The sequence below is a fragment of the Plantactinospora sp. BB1 genome, from assembly GCF_003030385.1.
Taxonomy (GTDB): Bacteria; Actinomycetota; Actinomycetes; order Mycobacteriales; family Micromonosporaceae; genus Plantactinospora.
In genome coordinates this window covers 7,075,948-7,091,808 of the sequence record NZ_CP028159.1, presented here as the reverse complement: position 1 = coordinate 7,091,808, position 15,861 = coordinate 7,075,948, and the positions used below count along the sequence as shown (strand labels likewise).

Below are 15,861 nucleotides of genomic sequence, written 5' to 3'. Positions count from 1 at the left end.
CCCCGTGAAGTGCCGCCGGCCGACAGCTCAGCCGATCTGGCTGAGCAGCCGCTCCAACTCGGCCAGCCGCCGCTTGACCTCGGTCGTCTCGTCCCGGGTGCCGCGCAGCTCGGCACGGAGCCCGGCCAGTTGCTCGGCGGTCGCGGCGGTGGCCTCCGCCGTCCGGGTCTCCGCCTCGACGACCCGTTCGACCAGTGCGCGGTACGCCGCCTCGCCGGCCGTGCTCCGCCGGGCCCGGTAGAAGCCCAGGCCGACGAAGCCGACGACGGCGACCAGCGCCACCCCCAGTACGGCCGTGGCGATCGTGGCGGTCTGCGCGATGTCCAGCGCGGCCGACGCGACCGTGGCGGTCCGCGCGATCTCCGGCTCGGCTGCCAACAGTGTGGTCACCTGCTCGTGTCCTCTCCCGATCCGCCCGCTGCCGGGCCGTTCCCTCCGGTCGCGCCGGCTCCGGGCTCCGCCTCGGCCAGCGTCGGGACGGCTTCGGCGATCACCTGCGGGGTGAGTGCCAGCGCGAAGGGCACCACCTCGAAGTACTTCACCGAGCTGCCGTCCCGGGCCGTCTCCAGCTCGCCGACGACCAGGCCGGCCGCCTCCAGTCGCTGGAGGTGCATGTAGAGCAGTGGCCGGTTCATCCCCAGCCGGCGGGCCAGTTGGCTGACGTAGCTGCGGCCCTCGACGAGCGCCGCGACGATCCGCAGCCGGTGCGGGCTGGCCAGCGCGGTGAGCATCCGCAGCAACTGCTCCCCCGAGGGCGGGGCCTGGTCCATGCGTCCGGTTCCCTTCCCGGGTGTCAGTTTCGTCTGACACCCCCTGTCAGATGAGACTGACACCCCGGGCGGCCGGCGTCAAGGGCGAATCGGCGCCGGGCGAGGGCGCGAGCGACGGCGTGGGCGAGGGCGCGAGCGACGGCGTGCGCGACAGCGACAGGCGGTCGAGGCGGCAGGGGCGTCAGTCCGTCGGAGCGGCCGGGGGGCGCCACGAGCGGCCGGCGAGCAGATCGCCGGCGCCGGTCCAGACGAAGTCCATCATCCGGCCGGCCATCGCGTCCGGGTCGGCGTCGGGATGGTCGGCCAGCCAGTCGGCGACCGACTCCGAGGCGCCGACCAGGGCGTACGCCATGACCTCCAGCTCGGGGCCGCGGACCTCGCGGCCGTCGGCGGCCAGGCCCCGGGCGAGCATCCCGGCGACCACCTCGATGATCCGGCTCCGCATCACCGCCACCTCGCTGGCGAACGGCCGCTCGCCCCGGGCCTGCCGGTAGAGGACCGCCCAGCCGTCCCGGTGCGCCCCGACGAACCGGAAGAACGCCCGCAGGCCGCGCCAGAGCCGCTCCTCGAACGGCAGGTCCGGCACCACCGCGCCGACGATCGCCTCCACCAGCCGGGTCCCCTCCCGGTGCAGGCAGGCGGTGAAAAGCTCCTCCTTGGAGCCGAGATAGGCGTAGACCATGGGTTTGGAGATGCCGGCTCCGTCGGCGATCTCGTCCATGCTCGCCGCGTGGAAGCCGCGTCGGGAGAAGATCCTGACGGCGGCGTCGAGGATCTGCTGCTCCCGTACGGCCCGGGGCAACCGCCGGAAGGCGGGCGGAGTCGACACCCTTGCGAGCTTACCTACTCGTGCGTAAGGTTACGCGTGAGTAACCAATAAAGTTGACCGGAACAGCGACAACCACCAGCAGCCCGGAGGACTCTCGAATGACCGACTTCGACCCGGCGAACTTCGCCTCGCTCGAGCCCAAGCAGTTCGCCCAGATCGTCAAGTCCACCCCGGACGACAAGCTGGCCGAGGTGATGAGCGGCGACCTGCGCGGCAAGGTCCTCGACGCGGTGTTCGGCCGGATGCCGACGCTGTTCCGGGCCGACCGGGCCGGCAACACCAACACGGTCATCCACTGGACCATCACCGGCCGGGCCGACGGCGGCTCCGACACCTACGAGATCGTCATCGAGAACGGGACCTGCCAGGTCTCGGAGACCCCGCAGCGGGAGCCGAAGCTCACCCTCACGATGGGTCCGGTGGAGTTCCTCAAGATCGTTTCCGGTGGCGCCAACCCGGTGATGATGTTCATGACCGGCAAGCTGAAGGCAAAGGGCGACCTCGGGCTGGCGGCCAACATCGCCAACCTGTTCGACATCCCGAAGGCCTGACCACCCCGGCACCCGGGCCCGGCCGCCGAGCCGGCGCCCGGACCCGACGACCCACGAGGGGACGGCGTGACCGAGTTCTCGCTCGACCTGAACGAAGAGCAACGGGACCTGCGCGACTGGGTGCACGGCTTCGCCGCCGAGGTCGTGCGCCCGGCCGCCGCCGAGTGGGACGCCCGCGAGGAGACCCCCTGGCCGGTGATCCAGGAGGCGGCGAAGATCGGGCTGTACGGCTTCGAGTTCATCGCGAACTGCTGGGCCGACCCGACCGGCCTCTCCCTGCCGCTCGCCAACGAGGAACTCTTCTGGGGCGACGCCGGCATCGGGATGGCCCTCTTCGGCACCACCCTGGCGGTCGCCGCCATCTACGGCTCCGGCACCCCCGACCAACTGGTCGAATGGGTGCCGCAGTGCTACGGCGACACCGACCAGCCGGCCGTGGCGGCGTTCTGCACCACCGAGCCGGAGGCCGGATCCGACGTCTCCGCGATGCGCACCCGGGCCCGCTACGACGAGGCCACCGACGAGTGGGTGCTGACCGGGCAGAAGGCGTACGCCACCAACGGCGGGATCGCCGCCGTGCACGTGGTGACCGCCTCGGTGGAGCCCGAACTCGGCTCCCGTGGCCAGGCCGCCTTCGTGGTGCCGCCCGGCACCGAGGGGCTGACCGCGACGAAGAAGCTCAAGAAGCTCGGGCTGCGCGCCTCGCACACCGCCGACGTCTTCCTCGACGAGGTACGGGTGCCGGGCCGCTGCCTGCTCGGTGGGCCCGAGGCACTGCGCGAACGGCTCGACCGGGCCCGCTCCGGCCAGCGCGGCAAGAGCCAGGCGGCGATGCGTACCTTCGAACTCTCCCGGCCGACGGTCGGGGCCCAGGCGATCGGGGTGGCCCGGGCGGCGTACGAGTACGCCCTGGCGTACGCCCAGGAGCGGGTCCAGTTCGGACGGCCGATCATCGAGAACCAGGCGATCGCGTTCCAGCTCGCGGACATGCGGATGGAGATCGACGCCGCCCGGCTGCTGGTCTGGCGGGCCGCCTGGATGGGGCGGAACAACCGGCCGTTCAGCGCGGGCGAGGGCTCGATGTCCAAGCTCAAGGCCGGTGAGGTGGCCGTCTCGGTGACCGACCGGGCGGTGCAGATCCTCGGCGGCGCCGGCTTCCTGCGCGAGCACCCGGTCGAGCGCTGGTACCGGGACGCCAAGATCTACACCATCTTCGAGGGGACCTCGGAGATCCAGCGACTGGTCATCTCCCGGGCCATCTCCGGTCGCCAGATCCGCTGATCGGAGCACCCTTGCCGTCGGACCTCGCCTTCCTCGTCACCACGCTGACCCGGCGTGGACTGCTCAGGCCCGGCTCGCCCCGGCGGGTCGCGGCGCAACTCGGCGCGCTGCGGAACTGGGGTTTCAGCCTGGTCGGCGAGCTGCGCCAGGCGGCGGCCCGGGACCCGGACCGGATCGCGCTGATCGACGAGGAGCAGGGCGAGATCAGCTACCGGGAGCTGCTGGACCGGGCCGAACGACTGGCCCGGTCGCTGCGGGCCCGCTACGGCATCGCGGAGGGCGACCGGATCGGGGCGCTCTGCCGCAACCACTCCGCCCTGGTGGAGACGGCCCTCGCCGGCGGGCTGCTCGGCGCCGACATCGTGCTGGTGAACACCGGACTCTCCGGGGCACAGCTCGGCACCGTCGCCGAGGAGCAGCGGATCCGACTGCTGGTGCACGACACCGAGTTCCTCGACCGGGTGGTCGGGCTGCCGGCGGAGGTGGAGCGGGTCGACGAGCGCGAGTACCCGGAACTGGTCGCCGGGGCGCCCCTCGGCGAGCTGCACCCGCCGGGCCGGGACGGCCGGACCATCGTGCTCACCTCCGGCACCACCGGTACCCCGAAGGGCGCCCGCCGGCCCACCCCGAACGGACTCGGCCCGCTCGTCGCGATCATCGGCCGGATCCCGCTGCACAGCGGGGTCCGGATGATGATCGCCGCCCCGCTCTTCCACACCTGGGGGTACGCCGCGCTCCAGATGGCCTTCGCGCTGCGCGGCACCGTCGTCCTGCACCGCAGGTTCGAACCGTCGGCCGCGCTGGAGGCGGTGGAACGGCACGGCTGCACCGCGCTCTTCGCCGTACCGGTGATGGTGCAGCGGCTGCTGGAGGTGCCGCCACCGGCGACCCGGCCGCCGCTGGAGGTGGTGGCGGTGAGCGGATCCGCGCTGCCCGGCGGGCTGGCCACCCGGTTCATGGACCGCTACGGCGACGTGCTCTACAACCTGTACGGCTCCACCGAGGTCTCCTGGGCGGCCATCGCCACCCCGGCCGAGCTGCGCCGGGCGCCGGCCACCGCCGGCCGGCCCCCGCACGGCACCCGACTGGTGATCGTCGACCCGCGCGGCGAGCCGGTCCCACCCGGCCAGGTGGGCCGGATCCTGGTCGGCAACGAACTGCTCTTCGAGGGGTACACGACAGGCGGCCGGGAGACCGACGGCCGGGGCGACCCGGCCGGCGGGCGGCTGCTGGACACCGGCGACCTCGGCCACCTGGACGCCGACGGGCTGCTCTTCGTCGACGGCCGCGCCGACGACATGATCGTCTCCGGCGGCGAGAACGTCTACCCGGCCGAGGTGGAGAACCTCCTCGCCGAACTGCCGCAGGTACGCGAGGTGGCGGTGATCGGCGTACCGGACCGGACGTACGGGCAGCGGCTGGCGGCGTACCTGGTGCTGCACCCGGGCGAGACGCTCGACCCGGACGCGGTACGCGAGTACGTCCGCCGCTACCGCGCCCGGTTCTCGGTGCCCCGGGACGTGCTCTTCGTACCCGCCCTGCCGCGCAACGCGACCGGCAAGGTGCTGACCCGGGAACTACGCCGCTACCACCGGGCCTGACCGCCGGCCGCCGCTCGGCGGTCCACGGCCGGGCCCGGGGCAGGCCGACGGCTCAGCTGCCGACGGCTCAGGTGGTGACCCGGACGGTGACCGTGCCGATCAGGATCCGGTGGTCGGAGCAGGCGCCGCCGCAGGCGGTGGAGATGGAGAGCGAGTCGCCGGTGTACGCGCCGACGATCCGGTCCTCGCGTACGAAGATCATGTCGATCTTCTTGCCCTGGCCGTCCGGTCCGCTGGTGTCGCCGTCGGCGACGGTCGTCTCGCCGTAGCCGGGGCTGTCGGCGTGGGTGTCGTCCAGCTCCCGGTAGTCGCCCCGGTTGCCGCCGTTGAGCGGCACGTCCAGGTTGCGGGAGTACCAGGGGTTCATCCGGCCGTAGTCGGGCTGGGCATTGAAGTCACCGGCGATGATCACGGTGTCCCCGGCGGCGTGGTAGTTCTCCACCACGGTCAGCACCTCGCCGAGCTGCCGTTCGTTGATCTTGACGCCGCCGATCACGTCGTTCGACGGGGTTATGTGGGTGGTGCAGAACCGCAGGTGCGGACGGGCCTCCAGCGGCGCACAGAGCAGTTGGCGCCGCTCCGAGCTGCCGTCCGGCGCCAGCGGGAAACGGTCGGCCGGACCCATCGGCTGCCTGCTGAAGATGGCCAGCCCGAACGGCTCACCGTTGCAGTGCGTCGAGTTGTGCTCCTGGAACCGGGAGAAGTTCTCCACGGCCGCCGGCCAGCCCGAGGCCCGCAGGTTGGACTGCACCGCCTTGTACTGGCTCCAGCACAGCTCGTTGAGGGCGGCGAAGTCGGCCTTGCGGTTGCGGATCGAGTTCGCCAGTACGGTGATCAGCCCGTTGCCGGTGGCACCCCGGTGCATCTTCCAACCGGCCACGTTCCAGGTCCAGACGTTGTAGCTGGCGTTGACCTCGTCAGCCGTGGCCGGCGTGGCAGCCGACAGCACCACCGCCGGCACCATGGCCAGTACCGCCGCCGCGAACGTCGCGAGCCCCCGTCGAAACCGCATCGCCCCTCCTGATGATCATCGAATCGATGTCGGCGAGGATAACGGATCACGGGGGTTCGCGTCACCGGCCGTACACAGGGGACGTCCGAAGAGGACGGTGCGGGCCGGACGGCCGGCTCAGACCTGGGGAATCTCGTGCACCAGGGCCGAGGCGGTCACCGTCTTGGAGCGCACCTCGCCGCCGCCGACGGTACGCAGCTGGTAGGTGTGCTGCACGTACCCGCCCGGCTGCCCGTCGCCGCAGGGGAAGTTGATCGTCGCGGTGCCGACGGCCGGGTAGCTGTCGTAGACCCCGGGCCCGTCGACGGAGATGGTCACCCGGTCGGCGCCGGTCACCTTCCACTCCAGGATCACCGGAAGGCCGGGCACCCGGTTCACGTTGGTGCCCTGGTCGCACTGCGGCTTCTGCTTGATCCGGTAGTAGACGATGGTCGGGCCCGCCGGCTTCTTCTCCTTCGTACCGCCGGGGTTGCCGCCGCCGCTGCTCCCGCCGCCGGGATTGCCGGCACCGGGGTTGCCGCCGCCGGGCTGCCCGGCCTGGCCGGCCGGGCTGCCGGTCGGGCCCGGCTGCGCGGTGGAGCCGGCCGGCGGCGCGCTGCCCAGGCCCGCGCTCCCGTCGGCGGCCGGGGCCGAGGTGGCCGGGGTGGGACCACGGTTCCCGGGCGTCCCGCAGCCGGTCGTCGCGACGGCGATCGCGCCGCCGAGGGCGACCACGGCCGCCCGAGTCAGGTACCTGTGCATGGTCGCTCCTCCGTCGCTGGTCCCCGGGACGACCGCCGGGGTCGGTCCCACGGTAGGGAACCACGGGCGACCGGTGAATCACGGTTTCGTGCCAGCCGAGCCGGAACGGACGCCCGTCGCCCAATTCCCCGACCGGCCCGGGCGGGCGGGCGGGCGGCGCGCGGGCGGGACCCGGTCGACCCGGTCAGCCGGTCGGCGACCCGACCCGGTCCGGTGCGGCGAGCCGGCCCGTCGCGGCCAGCGCCGCGATGTCGGTCCGGTGGTGCCCGCCCGGCAGGTCGATCCCGGCGACCAGCTCGTAGGCGGCGGCCCGGGCCGTGTCGAGGTCGGCGCCGAGGCCGGTAGCGGCGAGGACCCGACCCCCGGCGGAGACCAGCGCGCCGTCGGAGTCCCGGCGTGCGGTGCCGGCGTGCACGATCCCGGCCCGCTCGGCGCCGGTGATCACGTCACCGGTCCTCGGCGTACCCGGATAGCCCGCCGAGGCGACCACGACGGTGACCGCCGCACCGGACCGCCAGCGCAGCGGCGGATGCGCGGCCAGCGTGCCGGTGGCCGCCGCGTGCAGCAGGCCGGCGAGCGGCGTCTCCAGCAGCGGGAGTACGACCTGCGTCTCCGGGTCGCCGAACCGCGCGTTGAACTCGATCACCCGTGGCCCGTGCCGGGTGATGGCCAGCCCGACGTAGAGCAGCCCGTTGAACGGCGTGCCCCGACGCCGCATCTCGGCCAGGGTCGGCCCGACCACCGTGGCCATCACCTCGTCGACGGTGCCCGGCGGCAGCCACGGCAGCGGCGCGTACGCCCCCATGCCGCCGGTGTTCGGGCCGGTGTCGCCGTCGCCGACCCGCTTGAAGTCCTGGGCCGGCAGCAGCGGCAGCGCGGTCTCGCCGTCGGTGACCACGAAGAGCGACACCTCGGGCCCGGCAAGGTACTCCTCGACCACGACCCGGCCACACCCGGCGGCGTGGTCGAGTGCCGCCGACCGGTCCTCGGTGACCAGTACGCCCTTGCCGGCGGCGAGCCCGTCGTCCTTGACCACGTACGGCGGGCCGAACTCGTCGAGCGCCTGCCCCACCAGGGCCGACCCGATCCCGGTGCCGGGGTTGTCGACCGTCCGGGCCCGGGCCGTCGGCACCCCGGCCGCCGCCATCACGTCCTTGGCGAACGTCTTGGAGCCCTCGATCCGGGCCGCCGCGCCGGACGGGCCGAAGCAGGCGATGCCCTTGGCGCGTACCGCGTCGGCGACCCCGGCGACCAGCGGCGCCTCCGGACCGACGACGACCAGGTCGGCCTGGACCTCGACGGCGAGCGCCGCGACCGACGCCGGATCGGTGCCCTGCACCGGACGCAGCTCCGCCAGCGCCGCGATGCCCGGATTGCCCGGTGCGGCGATCAACTGGTCGACGGCCGGGTCTGCGGCGAGGCCGAGCGCCAGAGCATGCTCCCGCCCGCCGCCACCGAGAAGTAGTACGCGCACGGCCACCGATCCTACGGCCCCCGGCCGGACCCGCTAGCTCCTGGCCGAGATCAACTCGTGCCGGACGACGTTCTCGTCCCGGCCGGGGCCGACGCCGACCACGCTGACCCGGGCCCGGCACAGCTCCTCGATCCGGGCCACGTAGCGGCGGGCGTTCTCCGGCAGCTCCGCCTCCGACCGCGCCTTGGAGATGTCCTCCCACCAGCCGTCCAGCTCTTCGTAGATCGGCTTGGCGTGGTGGATCGCGGTCTGCGTCATCGGCATGTCGTCGTACCGCTCGCCGTCGATCTCGTAGCCGACGCAGATCGGCACCTTCTCCAGCCCGGAGAGGACGTCGAGCTTGGTGACGACCAGGTCGGTGATGCCGTTGAGCCGGACGGCGTACCGGGCGATCACCGCGTCGAACCAGCCGCACCGGCGCTCCCGGCCGGTGGTGGTGCCGTACTCGGCGCCGACCTTGCGCAGGTGTGCGCCGTTGTCGTCGAAGAGTTCGGTCGGGAACGGCCCCGACCCGACCCGGGTGGTGTACGCCTTCGTCACCCCGATCACCTGGTTGATCGCCATCGGCGGGATGCCGGAGCCGACACAGGCGCCGCCGACCGTCGGGTTGGACGAGGTGACGAAGGGGTACGTGCCGTGGTCCATGTCGAGCATGGTGGCCTGGGCACCCTCCAGCAGCACCGTCTCGCCCCGGTCCAGCGCGTCCCAGAGGATCACCCGGGTCTCCGCGATGTACGGCCGCAGCCGCTCCGCGTAGCCGAGGTATTCCTCGGTCACCGCGTCGACGTCCAGCGCCTTGCGGTTGTAGACCTTGAAGAGGATCTGGTTCTTCTCCCGCAGCGCGAGTTCGAGCTTCTTGCGCAGGATGCCCGGGTCGAGCAGGTCCTGCACCCGGATGCCCATCCGGGCCACCTTGTCGCCGTACGCCGGGCCGATGCCCCGGCCGGTGGTGCCGATCCGGGAGGAGCCGAGGTAGCGCTCGACGACCCGGTCCAGCGCCCGGTGGTGCGGCATGATCAGGTGCGCGTCGCCGGAGATCCGCAGCCGGGAGACGTCGACGCCCCGCTCGGCCAGGCCGTCGATCTCGGAGATCAGCACCTTCGGGTCGACCACCACACCGTTGCCGATCACGATCACCGCGCTCGGCGAGAGCGCGCCCGACGGCATCAGGTGCAGCGCGTACTTCTGCCCGTCCGGGGTCACCACAGTGTGCCCGGCGTTGTTGCCGCCGGAGTAACGGACGACGTAGTCGACCCGGTCACCCAGCAGGTCGGTAACCTTGCCCTTGCCCTCGTCGCCCCACTGCGCCCCGATGAGCACGATCGCCGGCATCTCTAAACCCGCCTCCAGGGGGCTCGGGTGCCAGGTGGCGACCGCGTGGCGAGCCCGAGGTGTCAGGCTAACAAAAAGTGACGACCCGGCCGGCAGAGGCCGGCTGGCGGCAGGAGGCGACTCCCGGTGTACGACGTGGTACTGCTCACCCTCGCCCGGGGTGAGGACACCTCGACGGGCTGCGGCGCGGGCGGCGACTGCTGTTCGTCCGCCGCGGCCCCCGACCGGGCGAGCTGCGCGGAGACCCCACGGGTACCGGTACTGGCCTGCGCCGACGCGCTCACCGAGCGGGGCGCCCGGGTGGAGACGGTGACCGCCCGGTCGGATCGGGAGATCGACGCGGTACTGGCCCGGTTGGACGGTCCGCCCCGGCCGGACGGGCTCGACTGGCCCGACCCGGACGACAAGACCCGGCTCGTCGTCGCTACAGCGAGTGACGCACAGTTACGCGCCGTCATGCGTCGGCTGGTCCGCCGGTACGCCCCGCCGCCCAGCCGCCGCCCGGCCGACCTCGCCGGCAACCGGACCGTGCCCGACCTGCCGGCGATCGGCGTACTGCCACTGGAGCCGAGCCGGTCGGCGGCGTCCGGTCCGCCCCGGGACCTCGCCGGGCAGCTCGGCCTGCCCCGGGAACCGGCGGCGGTCGCCGCGGCCGTGCTCGACGGTCGGGTACGCCGCCTCGACCTGCTCCGCAACGACGGCGGTTCGGTGACCCTGGACGGCGTGCTGCTCGGTGCCGCCAACGACGCGGGTACCCCGTTGGCCTGGCACGGCCGGGTGGAGGTGGACGACATTGTGCTGTCGGCCGGCGACGACCCGCTCTTCGCCTGCGCGATCGGCAACGCGGGCGGCTACGCCGAACTGGGCGGGGTGCGCCTGCTGTCCACGGCGGACCCGGCCGACGGCACGGTCGAGGTGGCGGTGGCCGTACCGGTGACCGAACGGTCCCGCTGGGGCCGCCGGAAGGTACGCCTCGAGGTACGGCGGGCCCGTGGTCGTGCGGTCGCGGTCGCGCCTAGGGATCCGGAGGTTCCGTTCCTGGACGACGGGGTAACGGGGACCCTCGACCGGAAGCGATCGTGGTGGATCGAGCCGGGGGCATGGGCGGTGTACGACCACTGATCTGTTGTGGAAGGCTGTAGGTGGGACCTTCGTGCCCGGCCCGAGGCCGATCGGCGGGCATATCCTCGGGTGTGGGAGGGAGGTAGGTAGGTCGTGGTGAACAATCATGGAGACCGGGTGTACGTGCCGGGCCAGGTGCCGCCAGCGCCGCAGGAGGCCGAGCCGCTGTGGCCGCCGGACGAGATCGTCGCCGAGCCGCGCGACGAGTCCAATCCGATCAGTTGGGCGCCGACTCCACCGCCGCCACCGGACGCGACCCCGCCGGGCCCGATGGCCGGGGTTCCGCAGCCCGTCGCGCACCAGCCCTACCAGTCCACCCCACCACCCGCTCCGCCGCCCGCGGTCCCGGTGCCGCCGGTCCCGCCCTCGTTCGGCCCCGTGCCGATCCCGCCCGCGCCACCCGTTCCACCGCCCGTTCCGCCGATGACGGCCGTTCCGCCGCCGGTCCCGCCGGTGACCGCCGTACCGATGCACCCGCCGGTTCCGCCGGTGCCGGCGCCGCCACCGGGTCCGGCGCCGCACGGCGGCGCGGCCGAGACGCCGGTGCACTCGCCGACCCGGGTCTGGCCGACGGTCGCCCCGAGCAACCAGGGGCGGGCCTCGGTCGGTACCGGTGACATCCGTCGCCCGGACGCGGCCGGCCGGCCGGAGCAGGCCGGTGGCCCGGACGCGGTCGGCCGGGCCCGGCCGGAGTCCCCGGACCGGCCGGCGACGACCGGCGAGGAGCGCACCGGCGGCACCGGTACGGCCGAGCCGCGAGCCGCCGGCAAGGCCAGCGTCAGCCCCACCGCCGGCAAGGCGAGCGTGAACCCCGCCGCCGGCAAGGCAGCGGTCAACCCGGTGAGCCCGTCCGCCGGGAAGGCGTCCGTCGCTCCGGCCGCCGGCAAGGCGACGGTGAACCCGGTGAGCGGAGCGGCCCCGGTGAGCGGAGCGGCCCCGGTGAGCGGAGCGGCCCCGGTGAGCGGAGCGGCCCCGGTCGTCCCGGCCGGCGGCACCGAGCCGGTCAGCGGGACGAACCCGACCGGCGGGACCCACCCGGCCAGCGGCGCTACTCCGACGAACGGCTCCGCCCCGACCAGCGGACCGATCCCGACCAGCGGCCCGACCCCGACCAGCGGGCCGACCTCCACCGGCGGGGCGATTCCGGTCGGCGGCGCGGCGAGCGGCGGCGGGCAGGGTGCCGGGGGCGCCGAGTCCGGCGCGCCGCAGAGCGGCCCGGCGGCGCCGTCGGGAGCGGTCGAGGCGGGCGGGGGCCAGCCGGAGGCCGAGCCGACCGAGCAGCGGGAAGGTGCCCGGGCCGGCGAAGCGGCCGAGCAGGCAGAAGGCGTCCGTGCCGCCGAACCGGCCCGTGGCCGGGCGACGCTGCCGGCCACCAGCCGGAGCCAGCCGGACGGCGGGCCGGCCCGGCCGCCGGCCGAGTCACCGTGGGCACAGCCGCCGCAGCGACCGGTCGGCCCGCAGCACGGCGTCCCGACACCGCTGGCAGCACCGGTGCCACCACCGCCGGTACCGGCAGCACAGCCGGTACCGCCGCAGCCCGTCTCCGGTCCCGGCCCCGGTCCGGTCAGCGGCGCCGCGCCGCCGGTCGGCCCGTACCCGCCCACGATGGCGCCCGGCCCGTACTCGGCGGCGGTGCGTCCGGTGTCGGCCTACCCGCCGCCGCCGTCGCCCCAGCAGCCGGTACCGCCGCAGCCGCCGCTACCGCCTCCGGTGCCGGCGCACCCGGCCTACCCGCCGCAGCCACCGGACCAGCACGGTCCGCCGGGTTATCCGAGCCAACCCGGCTACCCGAGCTATCCGCCACCACCACCGGTACCCGGCCCGCAGTCCGGCTGGGCACCACCGCCGGTGCCGCCGGTACCGCCGCACCCCGGGGTGACCGAGGTGCCGCAGCAGCCGTACGCCGAGTCGGCCGGGGTGCAGGGGATGCCACCGCAACCCGTCAACGCCTACCCCGACCCGCTCTGGACACCGGACTCCGGTACCCCCACCGCCGAGGACTTCGCCCGGCGCCGGGCCGTACGCCCCGCCGACCCCGTGGCGCAGACCGGGCTGCGCGCCGCCGTCAACAAGACCACCCTGGGGCTGGTGAAGCTCGCACCGGGGCGGCACGAGCAGGAGATCAAGCAGGACATCGAGATGATCCGCCGGAACTTCGGCGGGCTGCGGCAGGTGACCGTCGTCAACCCCAAGGGCGGCGCCGGGAAGACCGTGGCGATCCTGCTGCTGGCGATGACCTTCGGGCAGAAGCGCGGCGGGTACGTGCTGGCCTGGGACAACAACGAGACCCAGGGCACCCTGGGCATGCGGGCCCAGCAGGACTTCCACTCCCGGACCGTGCGGGACATGCTGCGCGACCTCTACCAGTTCAAGGGCGCGCACGGCCGGGTCGGCGACCTGTCGCAGTACGTCCGGTCGCAGAGCGAGGGCATGTTCGACGTCCTCGCCTCCGACGAGTCGGCGACCGGCGGCGAGATGCTCACCGCCGCCGCCTTCGCGGAGATCCGCGAGGTGGTCAGCCGGTTCTACAAGCTGATCTTCGTGGACACCGGCAACAACGTCCGGGCGCAGAACTGGCAGGCGGCGATCGACGCCACCGACCAGCTCGTGGTGACCATGTCGGCCCGTAACGACTCCGCCGAGACGGCCGCCCGGATGCTCGACCACCTGGAGCAGAGCGGCCGGCAGCGGCTCGTCCGGCAGGCGGTGACGGTGGTCTCCATGCCGCCGTCCCGCAAGGAGATCGACCTGCCGGCGATCGAGCGGCACTTCGCCGCCCGCACCAGGGCGGTGCTGCTGGCACCGTACGAGCGGTTGATCGACACCGGCGAGCCGATCCGGTACGCCGGACTCTCGTCCGCGACCCGGGACGCCTGGCTCAAGATCGCCGCCTCGGTGGCCGAAGGGCTCTGACCCCGGTCACGACGACCGGTCGACGACGACTCTGGTCACGGCGGCTCGCCGACGGCCGGGAGCGGTCAGGTGGCCGCCCGGCCGCCGACGCCGGACCGCTGCCGGTCAGCTGCCGGAGAGGGCGTCACCGGCCGCCGGGTCGCAGTCGCGGAGGAACTGCGCGCAGCGGGCCGCCTCGTCGGACTCGCCGATCTCGCCGGCCGCCCGGGAGAGCACGTGCAGGCAGCGCAGGAAGCCCCGGTTCGGCGCGTGGCTCCACGGCACCGGCCCGTGCCCCTTCCAGCCGCTGCGGCGGAGCTGGTCCAGGCCCCGGTGGTAACCGGTGCGGGCGTACGCGTAGGCGGCGACGACCTGGCCGGAGTCGAGGGCCCGCGCGGCCAGGGCCGCCCACGCGGCGCTGAACGTCGGGTGCTGCGCGGCGGCCGAGGCGTACGCCTCGTCGGTGTCCGCCGCCCGCGCGGCGGCGAGCGCCGCCTCGGCCTCGTCGTCTCCGGGCAGGAGGGTGGCCGGCGGTTCGGGCAAGAGGTTCTGCATCGGACCATTCAACCCGGCCGCCAGCTGCGTCGGCGAGCGGGGTATGTCACGTTGGCTGGCTGAAAGGCTGAGTGATCTGTCACGCGTGCGGCCGGTGCGGTACGGGCGGGACTGGACTACAAATAGAGATCCGGAGCCTCCCCAGGACCCGGTAACAGAGAGCCCGGCGACCTGTGTCGTCGGGCTCTCGCCGGTCTGGGGCCGTCGGGCTCTCGCCGGTCCCGGGCCGCCCCGTCGTGCACGCCGCGCCCCGGCTCACCGGTCGACCCCGGCTGGGTCTCCGTGCCCTGCGACACCGGCCGCGACGGGTCCGAGGCGGGCCGGCTTGCCCGGCCGGGGCAAGATGGCAGGGTGCCCACCCCACCCCCCGCCGACGTGCTCGAACCGCACGACGACACCGCCGACGAGATCGAGTCACGCGAGGAACTGGATCTCCATCTCCGGGGCGGCAGCCTCGCCGGCCTGACCGTGCAGGGGCTCCGGCTGGATCTCGATCCGGTGCCGGACCTGACCGGGGTCGACCTGACCGGCACCCTCTTCGCCGGGTGCCGGTTCGCGTCCCGGGAGGTGGAGGCGGAGCTGGTCCGGCGCGGCGCGACCGTGGTACCGGCGTTCACGGAACTGCCGTACCCGACGCATCCGTCCCGGCTCTACACCGCCGACGAGCTGGCCGCCGGCTTCGACACCGGCGGCTTCGCCGGAATGTACGACACCGTGGTCTACGAGCACTTCCGGGCGCACGGCGGCGCGCTGCCGGAACTGCGGGAGGCGCTGGCCCAGCGGCTGCACGACCACGCCGTCGACAACGCGCTGACCGACGCCACCCGCTCCTGGCTGGCCCGGCACGGTCCGGGTTCGGTGGTCGGGGTGATGGGCGGGCACGCGGTACCGCGCGGCACCTCGGCGTACCGGCTGGCCGCGACGCTCGGCTGGGAGCTGGCCCGGGCCGGCCGGCTGGTGGTGACCGGCGGCGGTCCCGGGGTGATGGAGGCGGCCAACCTCGGCGCCTACCTCTCCGAGCGGTCGGCGGCCGACCTCGGCTCGGCGATCGACCTGCTGGCCACCGCGCCGGACTTCACCGACCACGATCCCTACACCGCGGTCGCGCTGCGGGTACGGGCCCGGTTCGGGCCGGCGATACCGCAGCCCCGCACCAGCAACGGCAACGGAACCGGGAACGGCAGCGGAAGCGGCGACGGGAACGGCAGCGGGAGCGGCAACGGGAAGCGGGACGTCGACCCGGACGGCTGGGCCCGACGCGGCGGGCTCGCCATCCCCACCTGGCTGTACGGGCACGAACCGGCGAACCTCTTCGCCGGCCGGATCGCCAAGTATTTCTCCAACGCGATCCGGGAGGACACCATCCTCCGGCTGGCCCGGGGCGGGATCGTCTTCGCCGCCGGTCGGGCCGGCACCGTGCAGGAGGTGTTCCAGGCGGCCACCAAGACGTTCTACGGCACCGACGGCGACAGCGGGCCGTACGTCTTCCTGGACAGCGCGTTCTGGACCCAGACCCTGCCGATCGAGGCGCTGCTGCGACCGCTGCTGGCGCTGGCCCCCGCCGGTGACCTGGCCCGCTCGGTCTACGTCACCGACGACGTGCACGAGGCCGTCCGGCTGCTCACCGCCGCCGGATAGCGGCGCAGGGCCGCAGCCCGGGGCGGGTGGGCTGGCCGGTTCACGGATCGCCGACCGTGGCCC

At 73.9% G+C, this 15,861-nt stretch carries 14 protein-coding genes; 6 read left to right on the top strand and 8 right to left on the bottom strand.

The annotated features are described in order from the left end of the window. Positions 1-27: 27 nt before the first annotated feature. The 3 genes from C6W10_RS31020 to C6W10_RS31010 all read right to left on the bottom strand — a co-directional run bounded on the left by C6W10_RS31020 (position 28) and on the right by C6W10_RS31010 (position 1,599). The gene (locus tag C6W10_RS31020) at positions 28-390 is read right to left on the bottom strand and encodes a hypothetical protein (RefSeq protein ID WP_107262638.1); all 363 of its coding nucleotides are present in this window, start codon (positions 388-390) and stop codon (positions 28-30) included. Then, complete coding sequence (locus tag C6W10_RS31015) at positions 387-770, bottom strand: winged helix-turn-helix domain-containing protein (protein WP_107262637.1); 384 nt, start codon at positions 768-770, stop codon at positions 387-389. Before C6W10_RS31015 ends, C6W10_RS31020 begins: the two co-directional genes overlap by 4 nt. A 181-nt stretch (positions 771-951) precedes the next feature. Next, complete coding sequence (locus tag C6W10_RS31010; RefSeq protein WP_107262636.1) at positions 952-1,599, bottom strand: TetR/AcrR family transcriptional regulator; 648 nt, start codon at positions 1,597-1,599, stop codon at positions 952-954. A gap of 98 nt (positions 1,600-1,697) precedes the next feature. On the opposite strand from C6W10_RS31010, the gene C6W10_RS31005 reads away from it, so the two are divergent. The 3 genes from C6W10_RS31005 to C6W10_RS30995 all read left to right on the top strand — a co-directional run bounded on the left by C6W10_RS31005 (position 1,698) and on the right by C6W10_RS30995 (position 5,032). Continuing rightward, positions 1,698-2,150 carry an SCP2 sterol-binding domain-containing protein gene (locus tag C6W10_RS31005; RefSeq protein WP_107262635.1) on the top strand — a complete coding sequence of 151 codons (453 nt, stop codon included), beginning with the start codon at positions 1,698-1,700 and terminating at the stop codon, positions 2,148-2,150. A gap of 66 nt (positions 2,151-2,216) precedes the next feature. After that, positions 2,217-3,431 carry an acyl-CoA dehydrogenase family protein gene (locus C6W10_RS31000; RefSeq protein WP_107262634.1) on the top strand — a complete coding sequence of 405 codons (1,215 nt, stop codon included), beginning with the start codon at positions 2,217-2,219 and terminating at the stop codon, positions 3,429-3,431. Positions 3,432-3,442: 11 nt separating this feature from the next. Then, on the top strand, positions 3,443-5,032 hold the full coding sequence (locus tag C6W10_RS30995; RefSeq protein ID WP_107262633.1) for an AMP-binding protein: 1,590 nt from the start codon (positions 3,443-3,445) through the stop codon (positions 5,030-5,032). A 67-nt stretch (positions 5,033-5,099) separates the two neighbouring features. Here the strand turns inward: C6W10_RS30995 and C6W10_RS30990 are convergent, their stop codons facing one another. From C6W10_RS30990 to C6W10_RS30975, 4 genes are all read right to left on the bottom strand, one after another. Beyond that, positions 5,100-6,044 (bottom strand): endonuclease/exonuclease/phosphatase family protein, encoded by a 945-nt coding sequence (locus C6W10_RS30990; RefSeq protein ID WP_234361490.1) that lies wholly within the window; start codon positions 6,042-6,044, stop codon positions 5,100-5,102. A 117-nt stretch (positions 6,045-6,161) separates the two neighbouring features. Next, complete coding sequence (locus tag C6W10_RS30985; protein ID WP_159104828.1) at positions 6,162-6,785, bottom strand: hypothetical protein; 624 nt, start codon at positions 6,783-6,785, stop codon at positions 6,162-6,164. Between the two features lie 184 nt (positions 6,786-6,969). Further along, positions 6,970-8,259: a phosphoribosylamine--glycine ligase gene (purD, locus tag C6W10_RS30980; protein WP_107262631.1), complete on the bottom strand. Its 1,290-nt coding sequence runs from the start codon at positions 8,257-8,259 to the stop codon at positions 6,970-6,972. Positions 8,260-8,292: 33 nt separating this feature from the next. Next, on the bottom strand, positions 8,293-9,591 hold the full coding sequence (locus tag C6W10_RS30975; protein ID WP_107262630.1) for an adenylosuccinate synthase: 1,299 nt from the start codon (positions 9,589-9,591) through the stop codon (positions 8,293-8,295). Between the two features lie 126 nt (positions 9,592-9,717). Here C6W10_RS30975 and C6W10_RS30970 point away from each other — a divergent pair, with 126 nt between their 5' ends. Both C6W10_RS30970 and C6W10_RS38935 read left to right on the top strand, forming a co-directional pair. Further along, on the top strand, positions 9,718-10,713 hold the full coding sequence (locus C6W10_RS30970) for a hypothetical protein (protein WP_107262629.1): 996 nt from the start codon (positions 9,718-9,720) through the stop codon (positions 10,711-10,713). A gap of 894 nt (positions 10,714-11,607) precedes the next feature. Next, a complete protein-coding gene (locus tag C6W10_RS38935; protein ID WP_369938724.1) occupies positions 11,608-13,626 on the top strand; it encodes a chromosome partitioning protein in 2,019 nt (672 codons plus the stop codon). Between the two features lie 105 nt (positions 13,627-13,731). Here C6W10_RS38935 and C6W10_RS30955 read toward each other — a convergent pair whose 3' ends face one another. Continuing rightward, the gene (locus C6W10_RS30955) at positions 13,732-14,160 is read right to left on the bottom strand and encodes a DUF3151 domain-containing protein (protein ID WP_107262627.1); all 429 of its coding nucleotides are present in this window, start codon (positions 14,158-14,160) and stop codon (positions 13,732-13,734) included. A gap of 351 nt (positions 14,161-14,511) precedes the next feature. Between C6W10_RS30955 and C6W10_RS30950 the strand changes: the two genes are divergently transcribed. Then, entirely contained in the window at positions 14,512-15,798 is a 1,287-nt protein-coding gene (locus tag C6W10_RS30950; RefSeq protein ID WP_159104827.1) for an LOG family protein, read from the top strand. Positions 15,799-15,861: the final 63 nt, after the last annotated feature.